The sequence below is a fragment of the Pseudocitrobacter sp. 2023LY-00077 genome, from assembly GCF_055796175.1.
Genome location: NZ_JBSPEI010000003.1, coordinates 20,430 through 37,431, shown reverse-complemented (window position 1 = coordinate 37,431; position 17,002 = coordinate 20,430). Strand labels below are relative to the sequence as shown.

Sequence of the window (17,002 nt, the reverse complement as noted above, 5' to 3'; positions counted from 1 at the left end):
TTAAATTACTGCTCTGCCGCAGGTCCGCAGCCGCCAATAATTTTGGAAACCGAAATAGCGGGATGCAGCAAATAATCGTAAGAGCAGGTTTTGTTTTTATTCTCAATGTGCCCGGTGCAGGCGGTGAGAGTAGAGAGTGCCAGCACGACGGCGGCGGCTTTAAGTATGGTTTTCATAGAATCATCCCTTGAATCGATAGACGTTATTAAATCCCTGTACTTATCTCCGGTGAGGCCGGAATAAGTTATCTCTATTTAACGCCATACGGTGGGAAATGAATAATTCGACTAACTTAAAAATGTATTAAATATTAATAATAATCGTAGGTGTCATGCGTTTGTATTATATGTGGGCGCGGCAGGTTTACCACGCCCGAAGGGCATTAATGATTTGAGAACCAGTTCAGTTTCTCGCGCAGCCCAACCACACGGCCGACGATAATCAGCGACGGGCTTTCCATCTGCTGCGCCATTGCGCCGAGTTCGGCCAGCGTGCCGTCAACGACGCGTTGTTTAATGGCCGTGCCGTTTTCCACAATCGCCACCGGCATCTCCGCCGACATGCCGTGTTCAATCAGTTTTTCCTGGATAGTCGCCGCCTGATTCAGCCCCATGTAGAACACCAGCGTTTGTTTCTCTGCCGCCAGATTTTCCCAGTCCAGCTCGCCGCCGGTTTTCAGGTGGCCGGTGACCAGACGCACGCTTTGCGCATAGTCGCGGTGCGTGAGCGGGATACCTGAATACGCCGAGCAACCCGATGCCGCCGTAATACCCGGCACAACGGAGAAAGGTATACCGGCATCGCACAGCGTTTCCAGCTCTTCGCCCCCGCGCCCGAAGATAAATGGATCGCCGCCTTTCAGTCGAACCACGCGTTTTCCTTTCTGCGCTTCGCGCAGCAGGATCTGGTTGATCTCATCCTGCGGCACGCAGTGATAACCGGCACGTTTACCGACGAAGACGCGGTCCGCGTCGCGGCGCACCAGATTCATAATGTCATCGGAGACCAGACGGTCATAAACCACCACATCCGCTTGCTGGATTTGTTGCAGCCCTTTGAGCGTCAATAAGCCCGCATCGCCCGGCCCGGCGCCAACCAGCACCACTTCGCCGCGATGATCCAGCGGTTCGCTGAGCAGGTGTTCGGTGACCTGTTCAATGGCAACTTTGTCCTGATTCGCCAGCGACTGGGCTAAACGGTCATGGCTGAACAGTTTTTCCCAGAAACGGCGGCGTTCAGCGATGGTGGAAAACTGCTTTTTCACCCGTGAACGTAGCTGGCCTGCGTAGTGTGCCACCTGTCCAAGATGCAGCGGCAGCAGCGATTCCAGCTTTTCGCGCAGCAGACGTGCCAGCACCGGAGACGTGCCGCCGGAAGAGACTGCCACCATCAGCGGCGAGCGGTCGATAATCGACGGCATGATAAAACTGGCGGCTTTTGGCGCATCCACCACGTTGCAGAAAATGCGGCGCGCTTCCGCCGCTTCACTGACCTGCTGATTCACCACATCGTTATCCGTGGCGGCGATGGCCAGCCAGCAGGTATCAAGCAGAGACGGGGCAAATTCGCCCTCAACCAGCGTCAGCATGCCTGCTTCTTCCCAAATCCTGAACTGAGGAACGTACTCCAGCGCGTTAACCGTCAAACGGGCTCCTGCATCAAGCAGCAAGCGCGCCTTGCGTTCAGCAACATCACCGCCGCCAACCAATAAACAGTCACGGTCGTGTAACTGGCAGAAGATAGGTAAGTGATCCACGGTGTAGCCTCTTAAATGGACAGAAACAGGGGGAATATGGCGGGTAGAATAACAGCAGAAGCCGTATGAAACATACGACTTTTCCTGCTGTTACCTCTAAGAGGTCATAGGAGGAACCTATGACCTGTCACGTCAGGCTTTAAGCTGCACCTGGCCGTCTTTGACGCGAGCTTCAAAATGGGCGACAGAGTGATTTTCGTCTTCCATACACAGCCCATCGCGCAGACGGAAACGCTGTTTTTTCAGCGGGCTGGCGACCCATAAATCGCCCTGATGTTCTGCAATCAGGCCGCGTGATAACACGCTGGACTCAAAGAACGGGTCGATGTTGCTGATGGCGAAAACCTGGTCGTCAGCGTAGGGGCGGAAAATCGCCACCTGCTGGTCGCCCAGCAGGGCGCAAACGCCGGTTGCCGGCAAAATAGCGTCGATTTTGCAGATGTTTACCCACTGGCTCATGCGTTTTCCTCCACCATGGTGACCGGGATGCGTTCGTACGGCGTGGCCGGGCGATGCTGTTCACGTTCAGGCACAACCTGCACGTTCGGGTCACGCTGCTCGCTATTGATAAAGTGTTTGAAACGAACCTGTGCCGCCGGGTTGTTCACGGTTTCTGTCCATTCACAGGCGAACGCCGCGCGCAGACGGGCAATTTCAGATTCCAGATGTTCGTTCAGGCCCAGTTTGTCGTCGATGATCACGGCACGCAGGTAGTCGATCCCGCCTTCCAGGTTATCCAGCCACGGCGCGGTACGCGTCAGCTTATCGGCGGTGCGGATGTAGAACATCATGAAGCGGTCGAGATATTTCACCAGCGTATCTCGATCAAGATCGGCCGCCAGCAGGTCCGCGTGACGCGGTTTCATCCCGCCGTTACCGCAGACATACAGGTTCCAGCCTTTCTCGGTTGCGATGATGCCCACGTCTTTACCCTGCGCTTCCGCACATTCACGGGTACAGCCGGAGACGCCGAATTTCATTTTGTGCGGCGTACGGATGCCTTTGTAGCGGTTTTCCAGCTCAACGCCGAAGCCCACGCTATCGCCCACGCCATAGCGGCACCAGGTGCTGCCCACGCAGGTTTTCGCCATACGCAGCGCTTTCGCATACGCGTGGCCGGTCTCGAAGCCGGCATCAATCAGTTGACGCCAGATTTCCGGCAGGTCGTCTTTTTGCGCACCAAACAGGCCGATACGCTGGGAACCGGTGATTTTGGTGTACAGGTTAAATTCACGCGCGATACGGCCCACGGCGACCAACCCTTCCGGGGTGATTTCACCGCCCGCAGAGCGCGGAATAACGGAGTAGGTCCCGTCTTTCTGGATGTTCGCCAGGAAGTTATCGTTGGTATCCTGCAACGGCGTATGTTCCGGTTTGAGAATGTACTCATTCCAGCAGGAGGCCAGCAGCGAACCGACGGTCGGTTTACACACTTCGCAGCCGTAGCCTTTCCCGTATTTTTGCAGCAGTTCGTCGAAGGATTTGATGCCTTCCACGCGGATCAGGTGATACAGCTCCTGGCGGGTGAAGGCGAAGTGTTCACAGAGGTTGTTGTTAACTTCGATACCCTGTTTCGACAGTTCCGCGTTCAGCACTTGCGTCACCAGCGGGATACAACCGCCGCAGCCAGTACCGGCTTTGGTTTCCGCTTTCAGCGCCGCAACGGTGTGACAGCCACGGTTAATCGCCGCGACGAGGTCACCTTTGGTGACGTCGAAGCAGGAACAGATTTGTGCGCTATCCGGCAGTTTATCGACGCCGATAGACGGTTTACCACTGCCCGCGTGTGCAGGAAGAATCAAGGAGTCCGGGTTTTCCGGCAGCTCAATCTTGTTCATCTCCAGTTGCAGCAGGTTGCCGTAGTCGCTGGTATCGCCCACCAGCACTGCGCCGAGCAGGTATTTGTTGTCTTCGCTGACGATCAGGCGTTTGTAGACTTCCTTGCTTTCATCGAGGTAAACGTAGCTGCGCGCGCCCGGCGTGCGGCCGTGCGCATCGCCAATACCGCCAACATCAACGCCCAGCAACTTCAGTTTCGCGCTCAGGTCTGCGCCCTGGAACGCATTCTGCGTGCCGAGGATATGGTCAACGGCGACCTGCGCCATTTTGTAGCCAGGGGCAACCAGGCCGTAAACACGGTTATTCCAGCTGGCACATTCGCCGATGGCGTAGATATCCGGGTCGGAGGTCTGGCAGGTGTCATTAATCACGATACCGCCGCGCTGTGCGACGGCCAGACCGCACTGGGTCGCCAGTTTGTCGCGCGGGCGAATACCGGTAGAGAAGACGATAAAGTCGACTTCTAAATCGCTGCCGTCGGCAAAGCGCATGGTTTTACGCGCTTCTTTACCTTCCTGCACGATCTCTTTGGTGTTTTTGCTGGTGTGCACGCGCACGCCCATGCTTTCAATCTTACGACGTAACTGCTCGCCACCCATCTGATCAAGCTGTTCAGCCATCAGCATCGGTGCGAACTCAATCACGTGGGTTTCTACGCCTAAACTTTTCAGCGCGCCAGCCGCTTCCAGCCCGAGCAGCCCGCCGCCAACCACCGCGCCGCGTTTGCTGCGACGCGCGCAGGATTCAATGGCGTTAAGATCTTCGATGGTACGATAAACAAAGCAGTCCTGCGTTTCAGAACCCTTGATCGGCGGCACCCACGGGTATGAACCCGTCGCCATGATCAATTTGTCATAAAAAACGGTACGACCGGCGCTGGAGTGGATCACCTTTTCCTGACGGTTAATGGTGATGGCGCGTTCGCCAATCAGTGCCTTAACGCCATGCTTCTCATAGTAACCTTCGCGCACCAGCGACAGCTCTTCCGCTGTATGATGAGAGAAGTAGGAAGAAAGGTGCACGCGGTCATAGGCTTTACGCGGTTCTTCACAGAACACGGTGATGTCGTAAAGGCTGGCGTCGGACTTATCGAGAAGATCCTCGATAAAGCGGTGGCCGACCATGCCGTTACCGATAATTGCGAGTCTGACTTTGCTCATTATTGCCTCGATTTCTTTTCTATTACTGCCTACCTTAACGATTCAGCTATGGCGATTATTGATACAAATCAAATACACCTTTACCTACCACTTAATGGGTATATTACTGATTTGTCAGTATTTTTATAAGTTGCGGAAAAGACACGCTTTTCCGGCTTGCTCTTTTTGTGTACAAAATAGTGGTAAATGAACATTTCGTGCTGGTGAAAAAAACAGCGACTAAAACGAGAGGAAAGGAATGACAACGCTACCGCTTCGCTTAATCCAGAATGTGCGTTTGCCGAATCAGGAAGGACGTTGGCAAATTGCGATAGAAAATGGCCAGTTTGGCGCGATTACCCCCATGGAGGTGGTGCAGGCTGACGACCCGCAGGTTCTCGACGCTGAGGGCGGTTTAGCGCTGCCGCCGTTTATCGAACCGCATATTCACCTCGACACCACGCAAACGGCAGGCGAGCCGAACTGGAATCAGTCTGGCACGCTGTTCGAAGGTATTGAGCGCTGGGCCGAGCGCAAAGCGCTGCTGAGCCACGACGATGTGAAAGCACGAGCGTGGAAAACCCTGAAGTGGCAGATGGCGAATGGCATTCAGTACGTGCGTACCCATGTGGATGTCTCCGACCCATCGCTCACCGCCCTGAAAGCCATGCTGGAAGTGAAGCAGGAAGTTGCGCCGTGGGTTGATCTGCAAATTGTGGCCTTCCCGCAGGAGGGGATTCTGTCGTACCCCAACGGCGAAGCGTTACTGGAAGAGGCGCTGAAACTTGGCGCGGATGTGGTGGGGGCGATCCCGCACTTTGAATTTACCCGCGAGTACGGCGTGGAATCGCTGCATATCGCGTTTCGCCTGGCGCAGAAGTATGGACGCCCGCTGGATATTCACTGCGACGAAATCGACGACGAGCAGTCGCGCTTTGTCGAAACCGTGGCGGCGCTGGCGCTGAAAGAGGGTATCGGCGCACGGGTGACGGCGAGCCACACTACGGCGATGCACTCCTATAACGGCGCGTATACCTCGCGCTTATTCCGCTTGCTGAAGATGTCGGGCATTAACTTTGTCGCCAACCCGCTGGTGAATATTCATCTTCAGGGGCGTTTTGATGATTATCCGAAACGTCGCGGCATCACCCGCGTGAAAGAGATGCTGGCGGCAGAGATTAACGTCTGCTTCGGGCATGATGATGTGTTCGACCCGTGGTATCCGCTCGGCACCGGGAATATGTTGCAGGTGCTGCATATGGGGCTGCACGTTTGCCAGTTGATGGGGTATCAGCAAATCAACGAGGGGCTGAAGCTGATTACGCACCACAGCGCGCGAACATTTGGCGTGACGGATTACGGCATCGCGTCGGGGAATAGGGCTAACCTGATAATTTTACCGGCGGAGAATGGTTTTGAGGCGGTACGCCGTCAGGTGCCGGTACGCTGGTCGATAAGAGAAGGGAAGGTGATTGCGGAAACCCAGCTGGCGAAAACCTGGGTGCGGGGAGAAAGCGTGAATTTCGCGCGAAACGCCTGAGGCGATGAAATGCCGGATGGCGCTTCGCTTATCCGGCCTACAACGCGACACACCTTGTAGGCCCGGTAAGCGCCAACGCCACCGGGCACAACAACAATCGTCTTAGTGAGACGCCGCGCCGTGCTGGCGATGGCGGCTAACGAAGCCGAGGATCACACACATCACGAAGACCACAGCATAAAGGCCGTTGGCAGTTACCAGCGCCGCATGCGGGCCACTGTGAGCCACAATCGGGCCAGTGACCACGAAGGTCAGCATGGTGCCGATAGTGCCGCAGGTCAGAACGAAGTTAACCAGTTTCGGCGAGGCCACTTTGGTTTGCAGCGAGCCCAGCGTAATGATTGAGGTGTAAATCGCGCTGGAGAAGAAGCCCAGTGTCAGAATAAACCACGCCAGATGCTGCGGCTCGCCGTGAATGAAGAAGTACATCAGCACGGTCGCCAGGCCTGCCAGCACGGTCAGAATACGTTGCAGATCGAAGAAGCGCAGAATGAAGCTGAATGCCCACATACCGAACATATATGACATCCAGAAATCGCTGACCAGTTTACCCGCGTCGTTCAGGCTCATGCCCAGGCCTTTGGCGTATTCCGGCACCCAGGAGATAAACCCGAGCTGACCAAGGATGTAGCACAGTGCGGCAATCGACAGGAACAGCACGCCGATACCCCATTTTTCTTTCACCACAGGCTGTGCATCGGGCGCGGCTTTTTTACCGAGAACCGGGAAGTCGCAGCCGAAGGTCAGAATAAAGATAGCCACGTAGACCAGACCAATGCAGGCATACACCCAGTACCACTCGATGCTGCGTGCCAGCAGAACCGCAGCGACCATCGGGAAGATCATCCCGGCCATGCTGAAGAAGGAGTCGGTGAACAGCAGACGCGCGCCGCGCTGGCGGCCTTCATACATGTGGGTGATCAGGAACGTACCGATGGACATGGTGATCCCGCTGACCAGACCGAGTACGAACATCGCGGCAGAGAACAGCGCCAGACTGTGCGTAGTCATCAGACCGGCAACCGCCAGCACCATCAGCACAAAGCCAAAGCGGAGCTGCGTTTTTAGCGGCACGATTTCCATCAGCCACGCGTTCAGGAAGATAGAAATCAGGATCCCGGCGTTCAGGAAGGTGAAGGTGTTACTCATGCTGGAAACGGGCAGATTAAAGTAATCGGCGATATTTCCCATCACCATCCCGGTGACAATCACCAACGCACCGGTAAGGGCGTAGGAGAAGAAGCTGATCCATGTGAGCTTGATACGGTTGCTGTTAGTCATGACTGGCCTGTATGAATAGAAACGTAAAACGCGTTGACACCCCGCCGGGTGCGCAGATTTTATTCATTTCAGTGATGCATTCCTAGTTTTATTGCATCAATGTTATCTATTGCACTGTCTAACGTGACCTGCATCACATTAAAAATGCGGAGATCTCAGCGCCACGCTGGTTACATCTGTTTCAAATAAGTAAACTTAAGTAAAAGGCTGGCCTGGGGTGCAAACCCTCTTTAGAATCAAGCCACTTGCCTTCTTTACTGCACCCGTTAAGGAATTCTCATGCTCAAATCAACTCTGGCGGCCATGACGGCTGTTTTTGCACTCTCAGCGATCTCCCCGGCGGCCCTGGCTGCAACCGGTGATCCGCATGTGCTGCTGACGACCTCCGCAGGGAATATTGAGCTGGAGCTGAACAGCCAGAAAGCGCCGGTTTCCGTGGAAAACTTCGTGAACTACGTCAACAGCGGTTTCTATAACAACACCACTTTCCACCGCGTGATCCCCGGATTCATGGTGCAGGGCGGTGGTTTTAACGAGCAGATGCAGCAGAAGCAACCGAACCCGCCTATCAAAAACGAAGCGGACAACGGCCTGCGTAACACCCGTGGCACTATCTCGATGGCGCGTACTGCTGATAAAGATAGCGCAACCAGCCAGTTCTTCATCAACGTTGCGGATAATGCCTTCCTCGATCACGGTCAGCGTGATTTTGGCTACGCGGTATTTGGTAAGGTTGTCAAAGGGATGGACGTCGCTGATAAAATTTCTCAGGTGCAGTCCCATAACGTTGGCCCGTACCAGAATGTGCCGACCAAACCGGTTGTTATCCTCTCCGCAAAAGTCCTGCCGTAAATTCGTCTTCGCGCGGGCGATGCCGTCCGCGCGTTTTTGCCTTTCTGCATAACCTGGAATTGCTGCTTATACTTGTGGCAAACGGGAACAGTTCAGGGAGGCTGCATGAAAAAACTCATCGATAAGCAAAAAGCTCAGCTCTGGGAAAAGACACGCAACGAGAATTTTCAGGCCAGTCGCCGCCTGGAAGGTGTTGATATCCCGTTGGTCACCCTGAGCGCCGAAGACGCGCTGACACGCATTGAACAACTGCGGGGGCACTATGAGCGATAAATTCGGTAACGACCGCGACCCTTATCTGTTCCCCGGTTTAAACGTGATGCGTAATAAACTGGGCATCCACGAAGCCACCCGCCTTGAGCAGGCCGCCTGGGAGCTTACCTCTCTGCGTGCCGCGACCCTCGAACTGGGCCCGCAGGTGCGCGGGCTTCCCTGGCTGTGCGCCATTCATTATCAGCTCTATCAGGATGTGTTTGACTGGGCCGGAAAGTATCGGGAAATCAATATCTACCACGGCGATACACCATTCTGCCATTTCACGCGCATTGAAAAAGAAGGCAACGCCCTGATGCAGGAACTGGAAGACGAGGACTGGCTGACTGGGCTGGAGAAAGACGCGTTTATTGAGCGGTTGACGTGGTACTACTGCGAAATCAACGTTCTGCATCCGTTTCGCATTGGCAGCGGCCTGGCGCAGCGCATTTTCTTTGAGCAACTGGCGATTCACGCGGGCTACGCGCTGGACTGGCGGGAGATTGAACCGCTACGCTGGAACGACGCCAACCAGCAGGGGGCGATGGGGGATTTGAAACCGCTGCTGGCGTTGTTTACGAAAGTGGTGAGAGTCGCTGCCTGACCCGGTAGAATGCTCCGGTTTGCTGTAACCGGAGCCGCCATGATCCTGCTAATTGATAACTACGATTCCTTTACCTGGAACCTCTACCAGTACTTCTGCGAGCTGGGCGCTGAGGTGCTCGTGAAGCGCAACGATGACATCACCCTCGCGCAAATCGACGCGCTCAACCCGGCGAAAATCGTTATCTCCCCTGGCCCCTGTACGCCGGATGACGCGGGTATTTCGCTGGAGGTCATTCGCCATTACGCCGGAAAAACGCCGCTGCTGGGCGTCTGCCTGGGGCATCAGGCGATTGCGCAGGCGTTTGGCGCGCGCATCGTGCGGGCGAAAAAAGTGATGCACGGCAAAACTTCGCCCATTACGCACAACGGGCAGGGCGTTTTTCAGGGGCTGAATAACCCGCTGACCGTCACCCGCTACCATTCCCTGCTGATCGACCCGGATACGCTACCGGAAACCTTCGAAGTGACCGCGCGCAGTGAAAGCGGCGAGATCATGGGCATTCGCCATCGCCAGTGGGATCTCGAAGGCGTGCAGTTCCACCCGGAAAGTATTCTCAGCGAACAAGGGCATGCACTGCTGGCAAACTTCCTTAATCGCTAATTTAGTCATTGCCATTGAGTGATTTTTTATGCATATTTTGTGATTATAATTTCATAATCATTGCTACATAATCACAGAAGGGCATGACATGACAACCAAACAACCTGCAATTACCCGCGCGACATTCGATCAGGTGATCCTGCCAATTTATGCACCGGCGGAGTTTATCCCGGTAAAAGGTAAAGGCAGCCGCGTGTGGGATCAGCAGGGGAAAGAGTACGTCGATTTCGCCGGTGGGATTGCGGTGACGGCGCTGGGACATTGCCATCCGGCGCTGGTTGAGGCGCTGAAATCGCAGGGCGAAACCCTGTGGCACACCAGCAACGTATTCACCAATGAACCGGCGCTGCGTCTGGGGCAGAAGCTGGTGGACGCCACCTTCGCCGAGCGCGTGGTGTTTATGAACTCCGGTACTGAAGCCAACGAAACCGCGTTCAAACTGGCGCGTTACTACGCCTCTACGCGTCATAGCCCGTACAAAAGTAAGATTATTGCCTTCCACAACGCCTTCCATGGTCGCTCGTTGTTTACGGTTTCCGTCGGCGGTCAGCCGAAATATTCCGATGGCTTTGGCCCAAAACCGGCGGATATCGTCCATGTGCCGTTTAACGATTTGCACGCGGTGGAAGCGGTGATTGACGACCATACCTGCGCGATTGTGGTCGAACCCGTTCAGGGCGAAGGCGGCGTGCTGGCCGCGACGCCGGAATTTTTACAGGGGCTGCGTGACCTGTGCGATAAACATCAGGCGCTGTTGGTGTTTGATGAAGTGCAGAGCGGGATGGGCCGTACCGGTTCGCTGTTCGCCTATATGCACTATGGCGTGACGCCGGATATCCTCACCAGCGCGAAAGCATTGGGCGGTGGTTTCCCGATTAGCGCCATGCTCACTACCGAAGATATCGCCAGCGCATTTCACGTCGGCTCCCACGGCTCGACCTACGGTGGTAACCCGCTGGCGTGCGCCGTGGCGGGTGCGGCATTCGATATTATCAACACGCCGGAAGTGCTGGATGGCGTTCATGCCAAACGCGTGCGTTTTGTTCAACATTTGCAGGATATCGACGCGAAGTATGATGTCTTCAGCGATATTCGCGGCATGGGCCTGCTGATTGGCGCCGAGCTGAAAGAACCGTACAAAGGCCGCGCACGTGAATTCCTTTACGCGGCCGCTGATGCCGGTGTCATGGTGCTGAACGCCGGGCCAGACGTGATGCGTTTCGCGCCATCGCTGGTGGTGGAAGAAAAAGACATCGACGACGGCATGACGCGTTTTGCGCAGGCGGTGGCGAAAGTCGTCAGTTGATATGGCGGTTTAGCCAGATACCGTGCCTTGGCCGCTGACGCCATGCCACCGACGAAATGGTGTGCATGGTGTTGAGGTGGCCCAGAATACGCTGGAGATGCTGTTCCATGGTGCTGAGTGGCCCGTGGGACAGCGTATCCGGTGACTCCATGATGTTCACATCCCCGCTACTGCCCGATTCATCATACTCCAGACGCTGCTGACAGCGTTGCAGGGCGACTTCACACGATTCCAGATAACGTTGCATCAGCTCCGGCGAGAGCGTGTCGTGCTCACGCGCCAGCGTGGTCATGGCGTTGATATGTTCGACGATGAACTGGCTGTGCGTCACCCACAGTTTCATATCTTCCAGATAGTGCGTATTAAAGCCCGGTTCCTGCATCGCCTGATTGAGCGAGTTAAACAAGGCGTTATGCGCCTGGTTGACGCGCATACGTTGATACGCCAGTTTTTCCGCGGAAGGGTCGTCACTCAAAATTAACTGGATTGCTTCCTGATCCGCTTCCAGCGCAGAGTGCGCATTTTTCCGCAGCAGGCCGCTTTGCCACTGCGGCCACAGCCACAGCATGCCGCCGAAGGCAATCAGGCAGCCAATAATGGTGTCGGCGAAACGCGCGACGATAAACTGCTCGCCGTTGAGCGTCAGCAATTGCAGGGTATATACCGCCGTAATGGTGAAACCCACCGTCGCCCAGCCGTAGCTTTTACGAATGATCAGATAGCTTATCAGAGTGATCACCAGCATCGCGGCCAGCGCAAACCCTTCCGGGAAGTGATAATGCAGTGTGGCGGCGGCAATCACCAGCCCCGCCAGGGTGCCCGCCGCACGGTGGAAGATACGCACGCGCGTCGCGCCGTAACCGTTTTGCGTCACCAACAGCACGGTCATTAAGATCCAGTAGGGTTTTGGCAGATGCAGCGCTGCGCCCATCAGGCTGGCGATGCTCAGCATCACGCTTAAACGTGCGGCATTACGCAGCGCGGGCGATTTCAGCGACAGATAGCTTTTCAGCGCCGGGAACAGCGGCAGACGGCGCTCTTTATCAGCCATCAGATTACGCGGATAAAGCGGACGCTGCGAACGCAACACTTTGGCGATGCGGCTGAAGTGCCAGGCGCAGAATTGCCCAACCGGGTTATCGGGATGCTGGCGGGCAATTTTCTCCAGCGCGCCAATTTGCTTATCCATGTTGAAGCGCGTCGGGAAGCGGTGATAGAGAATATCATCGGCCATGACCCGCAGGCGCGCGGCGACGGTTTGCGCGTTCCAGCGAATCACCGCTTCGGCGTGGCTGCGCTCGACCAGTTTTTGCACCTCTTCCGGCTGGTGCAGACTCACCGAAATGTGCTCCTGCAAATCCAGCCCCATCTGGAAGGCGCGCAGCAGGCGCTTGTAATCATTGTGCTGATTGGCCGCCAGCATGTGCATCTGCTGATAGCACTGGGAAATCAGATCGACCACTTTCTGCTGACGATTAAGCAACGGCGGCAGGGCGGTATTGGGGTCGGTATGTTGCGTCAGCAGGCTATATTTGGCTTCGCAGTACTCCGCCAGTTGGCGGTAAAGCAGGCTTAACGACTCGCGTAGCGGTTGTTCACGCCACAGCCAGAACCAAAACCAGTTGAACAACCCGTACCACAGCGTGCCGAGCGCGTAGATCAGTAACGGTTCCCAGATAGGCATATTGCCCGCCAGGCTCAGGGTAAAAATCGCGGCAATTAGCGAGGCCGGAAGTAATCGCCCGTGCAGGGCGCTGATTTCGGCGGTAACGCCCAGCACCATCGCCAGACCGGTGAGAATAAACGGCAGCGGGATATCATCGGCCAACAGCAGTTGCACAATCAGGCTGCAACCGGCGAACAGCGACCCACCGATAATCAGGCGTTTGAAGAAACGTTTATGGGGAGTATCCAACCCGGCGATGTTGCAGCAGGCAGGCACTAAAGAGAACAGTAAGCCGTGTTGAAGCTGGCCAAGAATCAGGCCGACGGCGACCGGCAAACATAACACCAGCGTTTGCCGCAGTGCATAGTTGACTTCCGGATGGTAAATCAGCCTGCGCCACATACGAGACAAAAACGGCGTATTGCGCGAACAATACGCCGTCAGACGGGATTAACGCGTGCCGTAAACGACGATCGTTTTACCGTGTGCGGAGATCAGGTTCTGATCTTCCAGCATCTTCAGGATACGACCCACGGTTTCACGAGAGCAGCCGACGATCTGACCGATTTCCTGACGGGTGATTTTGATCTGCATACCGTCCGGGTGGGTCATAGCATCCGGCTGTTTTGCCAGATTCAGCAGCGTCTGCGCGATACGACCGGTAACGTCGAGGAACGCCAGGTTGCCCACTTTCTCAGAGGTGACCTGCAGACGGCGCGCCATCTGAGACGAGAGACGCATCAGGATATCCGGGTTAACCTGGATGAGCTGACGGAATTTCTTATAGGAGATTTCAGCCACTTCACAGGCGGTTTTCGCCCGAACCCAGGCGCTACGTTCCTGGCCTTCTTCAAACAGGCCCAGTTCACCGATGAAATCGCCCTGGTTGAGGTAGGAAAGGATCATCTCTTTGCCTTCCTCATCCTTGATGAGTACTGCCACGGAGCCTTTAACGATGTAGTACAGCGTTTCCGCTTTTTCACCCTGGTGAATCAGCGTGCTCTTCGATGGGTACTTATGAATGTGGCAATGAGACAAGAACCATTCGAGAGTCGGGTCTGTTTGCGGTTTGCCAAGCACCATGCGCGGTTATCCTCTGTTATAAGCTATCGCCAGCGGCATAAATCAGGCAGCCACTGGTTGAAATAATATCCTTCCCTCTACCTGGGAAGTTGGTCGTCAAAGATTGTCGCGACCAGTATGTGATGTCCTCTGCATACATGCAGTACGTTTATGTATCTCTGTAGCATCCCGACTGTTTTAGCATAGCTTTTGCCGTGTGTCTCCTGGTGTCTCGCTTCAGCATGACCCAGGTCTACTTCCGTTGCGAGATTTGTTATGTGCGCGTAATCTGACAATAAATTTGCAACTCTGGAGTGACAATTATGCAAGCGCGTGTGAAATGGGTTGAAGGGTTAACCTTCCTGGGTGAGTCGGCTTCCGGGCACCAGATTTTGATGGATGGCAACTCAGGTGATAAAGCGCCAAGCCCGATGGAAATCGTGCTGATGGCAGCGGGCGGCTGTAGCGCTATCGACGTGGTGTCTATTCTGCAAAAGGGCCGTTACGACGTGACCGATTGTGAAGTTAAACTGACGTCTGAACGCCGCGAAGAAGCGCCACGTCTGTTCACGCACATTAATCTGCACTTCATTGTGACCGGCAAAGAGCTGAAAGATGCGGCGGTGTCCCGTGCGGTGGATTTGTCCGCTGAGAAATATTGTTCAGTGGCGCTGATGCTGGGCAAAGCGGTGAACATTACCCATTCTTATGAGGTGGTGGAGGGGTAAGTTGAGACACCCCTCACCCTAACCCTCTCCCGCAGGGAGAGGGGACTGACCGTGCGGTGTTCAGGTTCTGCGCTGATTTTCTCCCTCTCCCTGCGGGAGAGGGCCGGGGTGAGGGGCCCAGCCTGCACCCTTCACCCAATCTTCTTCCCTTCCATCAACCGCTGCACCAGCGGCGTCATGATCAATTCCATCGCCAGCCCCATCTTGCCGCCGGGCACTACCAGCGTATTCATATGCGAGATAAACGAGCCCTGCAACATCGCCAGCAGCCACGGGAAATCGATATTATCGAGATTGCGGAAGTGGATCACCACAAAGCTCTCATCCAGCGACGGAATGCCTTTGGCGGCGAAGGGATCGGAGGTATCGACCGTTGGCACACGCTGGAAGTTGAGATGCGTGCGCGAGAACTGCGGGGTGATGTAGTTGATGTAATCTTCCATCGAACGGACCACGGAATCCATCACCGCCTCGCGGGAGTGACCCCGCTCGCTGGTGTCGCGGATCATCTTCTGGATCCACTCCAGGTTTACGATTGGCACCACACCCACCAGTAAATCGACATGCTTTGCCACATCATGATGCGGCGTGACCACGCCGCCGTGCAGCCCTTCATAGAACAGCACGTCGGTCGGCTCAGGCAGCGGTTGCCACGGGGTAAAGGTTCCCGGCACCTGATTCCACGGCACGGCTTCATCATAGGTATGCAGATATTTTCGCGACTGTCCGGTGCCGCTGTGCCCGTACTCGCGGAACGTTTGTTCCAGCAGGCTGAAGTCGTTGGCATCCGGCCCGAAGTAGCTGATATGACGCCCCATATCGCGCGCCTTACGAATAGCTAAGTCCATTTCCGGACGCGTGTAGCGATGAAAGCTGTCGCCTTCCACCTCTGCGGCATGGAGTTTGAGCTGGGCGAAAATCTTGCGGAACGCTAGGCTGGTGGTGGTGGTTCCCGCCCCGCTGGAACCCGTGACGGCGATAACCGGATGTTTGGCAGACATAGCGAACAACTCCCGAGTCGGTAAGATTAACCGCGAAACTGGCTGCGGGGCATAATGTTGACGGTTTCATGAAGTTCCGACCACACCAGTACCGCTTCGCCACGTTGTAGTTGCTGTTTTACGTCGGCGACCTTTTGCGCAAGTGAACGTTCATATTCACCATAATCGGTGCCTTCACGCAACACAAAGCTTTCAATCAGGTTATCGAGCGTTTCAGCGTCGATGTCTTGCCACGGAATGATCATTTTTCACCTCCAAGCCACGGCATCAGCCAGTCGGGAATACGTCGCTCCAGCCACATTTGCGGGCGGCGGAAGGTGCCGCCGATAAAGCCGACGTGACCGCCATGTTCCGTTAACTGGTATTCGACGCAGGCGGGGAGGGCGTCGGCGTCGGGGATAACGTGGTGATCCATAAACGGATCGTCTTTCGCATGAATAATCAGCGTCGGAATGGCTATCTGATTGAGCAACGGCATGGCGCTACATTGACGATAATAGTCGATAGCGTCGGCGAAACCGTGAATTTTGGCAGTAATCAGGTCATCAAATTCACGGATTTTGCGCACGCGCTTCAACTGGCGCAAATCGACCGGCAGCGTGCCGGGATACGCCGCCAGTTTGCGCGAGGCGTTGCCTTTTAACAGGTTCAGCAAATAGCGCTGATACACCCGCGAAAAGCCCTTTTCCATATGATAGCTACAGGCTTCCAGCACAAATGGCGCGGAGACAATCACCGCAGCATCCAGCGGAACCGTAGGGCCTTCTTTCGCCAGCAGGCAGGCGAGCATGTTGCCGCCGAGTGAATAACCGACCGCCGCCGTGGGCGCATCGCCCAGTTCCTGCTTCAGCCAGTTTAAAAACCAGGTGCCGTCTTCTGTTTCACCAGAGTGATAAATACGGTTAAGGCGATTTGGTTCGCCGCTGCAGCCGCGAAAGTGCATTACCACGCCGAGCCAGCCGCGTTCCTTCGCCGCCTGAATCAGACCGTGCGCATAGGGGCTGTGCAGGCTGCCTTCCAGACCGTGGAATACGACCAGACGCGGCTTGTGCTTCGCCTGCATTGGGTCTTCGCTCCAGGCGATATCCAGAAAGTCGCCGTCCGGTAAATCGAGGCGCTGCCAGTGCGGCGTAAAGTGTAGCCGACGGCGGATGAGCCTCGGCAGCATGGTTTGCAGGTGCGGGTTGCTGACGCCGGGCATCGGGCGAAATGATGAGGAGTCGTCCTGCGGGACAGCAAACTCTGCGGGAGTAATTTGGGCCATAACGTTGCGATGTTCTCTTTTAATCTGCTGACTACTATACCGTCACTTTTTGATTGTGTTTAAGAAAATGGGCGGTGGTAGCCTCTTTTACCCCTTTTTGAGTTGACCT

General features: G+C 55.5%; 17 protein-coding genes. 7 read left to right on the top strand and 10 right to left on the bottom strand.

Annotated elements, in window-relative coordinates:
* Nucleotides 1–5 precede the first annotated feature (5 nt).
* The 4 genes from ACWWFX_RS04620 to nirB form a co-directional block, all read right to left on the bottom strand.
* The gene (locus tag ACWWFX_RS04620) at nt 6–176 is read right to left on the bottom strand and encodes a YhfL family protein (protein WP_473223315.1); all 171 of its coding nucleotides are present in this window, start codon (nt 174–176) and stop codon (nt 6–8) included.
* A gap of 206 nt (nt 177–382) precedes the next feature.
* Entirely contained in the window at nt 383–1,756 is a 1,374-nt protein-coding gene (cysG, locus tag ACWWFX_RS04615; protein WP_276218701.1) for a siroheme synthase CysG, read from the bottom strand.
* 132 nt (nt 1,757–1,888) lie between these two features.
* Nucleotides 1,889–2,215 (bottom strand): nitrite reductase small subunit NirD, encoded by a 327-nt coding sequence (nirD, locus tag ACWWFX_RS04610; protein ID WP_276218699.1) that lies wholly within the window; start codon nt 2,213–2,215, stop codon nt 1,889–1,891.
* A complete protein-coding gene (gene nirB, locus ACWWFX_RS04605; protein ID WP_149464163.1) occupies nt 2,212–4,755 on the bottom strand; it encodes a nitrite reductase large subunit NirB in 2,544 nt (847 codons plus the stop codon). Before nirB ends, nirD begins: the two co-directional genes overlap by 4 nt.
* Before the next feature lie 238 nt (nt 4,756–4,993).
* Here nirB and ACWWFX_RS04600 point away from each other — a divergent pair, with 238 nt between their 5' ends.
* A complete protein-coding gene (locus tag ACWWFX_RS04600) occupies nt 4,994–6,274 on the top strand; it encodes a cytosine deaminase (protein ID WP_473223314.1) in 1,281 nt (426 codons plus the stop codon).
* A gap of 102 nt (nt 6,275–6,376) precedes the next feature.
* Here ACWWFX_RS04600 and tsgA read toward each other — a convergent pair whose 3' ends face one another.
* A complete protein-coding gene (gene tsgA / locus ACWWFX_RS04595; RefSeq protein ID WP_456146950.1) occupies nt 6,377–7,555 on the bottom strand; it encodes an MFS transporter TsgA in 1,179 nt (392 codons plus the stop codon).
* A 279-nt stretch (nt 7,556–7,834) separates the two neighbouring features.
* Here tsgA and ppiA point away from each other — a divergent pair, with 279 nt between their 5' ends.
* The 5 genes from ppiA (at nt 7,835) to argD (ending at nt 11,172) form a co-directional block, all read left to right on the top strand.
* Nucleotides 7,835–8,407 (top strand): peptidylprolyl isomerase A, encoded by a 573-nt coding sequence (gene ppiA, locus ACWWFX_RS04590; RefSeq protein ID WP_015962704.1) that lies wholly within the window; start codon nt 7,835–7,837, stop codon nt 8,405–8,407.
* A 105-nt stretch (nt 8,408–8,512) separates the two neighbouring features.
* Nucleotides 8,513–8,680 carry a YhfG family protein gene (locus ACWWFX_RS04585; RefSeq protein WP_473223313.1) on the top strand — a complete coding sequence of 56 codons (168 nt, stop codon included), beginning with the start codon at nt 8,513–8,515 and terminating at the stop codon, nt 8,678–8,680.
* Nucleotides 8,670–9,263: a putative adenosine monophosphate-protein transferase Fic gene (locus tag ACWWFX_RS04580; protein WP_276218688.1), complete on the top strand. Its 594-nt coding sequence runs from the start codon at nt 8,670–8,672 to the stop codon at nt 9,261–9,263. Before ACWWFX_RS04585 ends, ACWWFX_RS04580 begins: the two co-directional genes overlap by 11 nt.
* A gap of 39 nt (nt 9,264–9,302) precedes the next feature.
* Nucleotides 9,303–9,866, top strand: a complete 564-nt coding sequence (gene pabA / locus ACWWFX_RS04575; protein WP_456146952.1) for an aminodeoxychorismate synthase component 2 — start codon at nt 9,303–9,305, stop codon at nt 9,864–9,866.
* An 88-nt stretch (nt 9,867–9,954) separates the two neighbouring features.
* The gene (gene argD / locus ACWWFX_RS04570) at nt 9,955–11,172 is read left to right on the top strand and encodes a bifunctional acetylornithine/succinyldiaminopimelate transaminase (protein WP_473223312.1); all 1,218 of its coding nucleotides are present in this window, start codon (nt 9,955–9,957) and stop codon (nt 11,170–11,172) included.
* Here argD and ACWWFX_RS04565 read toward each other — a convergent pair.
* Nucleotides 11,165–13,240: a YccS/YhfK family putative transporter gene (locus tag ACWWFX_RS04565; protein ID WP_276219317.1), complete on the bottom strand. Its 2,076-nt coding sequence runs from the start codon at nt 13,238–13,240 to the stop codon at nt 11,165–11,167. The two genes, argD and ACWWFX_RS04565, sit on opposite strands and share 8 nt — an antisense overlap.
* A 48-nt stretch (nt 13,241–13,288) precedes the next feature.
* Nucleotides 13,289–13,921 carry a cAMP-activated global transcriptional regulator CRP gene (gene crp, locus ACWWFX_RS04560; RefSeq protein WP_000242758.1) on the bottom strand — a complete coding sequence of 211 codons (633 nt, stop codon included), beginning with the start codon at nt 13,919–13,921 and terminating at the stop codon, nt 13,289–13,291.
* A 302-nt stretch (nt 13,922–14,223) separates the two neighbouring features.
* Between crp and ACWWFX_RS04555 the strand changes: the two genes are divergently transcribed.
* A complete protein-coding gene (locus ACWWFX_RS04555; protein ID WP_253898969.1) occupies nt 14,224–14,628 on the top strand; it encodes an OsmC family protein in 405 nt (134 codons plus the stop codon).
* Nucleotides 14,629–14,759: 131 nt separating this feature from the next.
* Here the strand turns inward: ACWWFX_RS04555 and ACWWFX_RS04550 are convergent, their stop codons facing one another.
* The 3 genes from ACWWFX_RS04550 to ACWWFX_RS04540 are packed head-to-tail and all read right to left on the bottom strand — an operon-like array spanning nt 14,760 to nt 16,893.
* Nucleotides 14,760–15,629, bottom strand: coding sequence for a phosphoribulokinase (locus ACWWFX_RS04550; RefSeq protein ID WP_015962711.1), 870 nt, complete (start codon nt 15,627–15,629; stop codon nt 14,760–14,762).
* Nucleotides 15,630–15,655: 26 nt separating this feature from the next.
* Nucleotides 15,656–15,874, bottom strand: coding sequence for a YheU family protein (locus ACWWFX_RS04545; RefSeq protein WP_015962712.1), 219 nt, complete (start codon nt 15,872–15,874; stop codon nt 15,656–15,658).
* Nucleotides 15,871–16,893 carry a hydrolase gene (locus ACWWFX_RS04540; protein ID WP_276218671.1) on the bottom strand — a complete coding sequence of 341 codons (1,023 nt, stop codon included), beginning with the start codon at nt 16,891–16,893 and terminating at the stop codon, nt 15,871–15,873. The genes ACWWFX_RS04545 and ACWWFX_RS04540 overlap by 4 nt, the downstream gene beginning before the upstream one ends.
* Between the last annotated feature and the right edge of the window lie 109 nt (nt 16,894–17,002).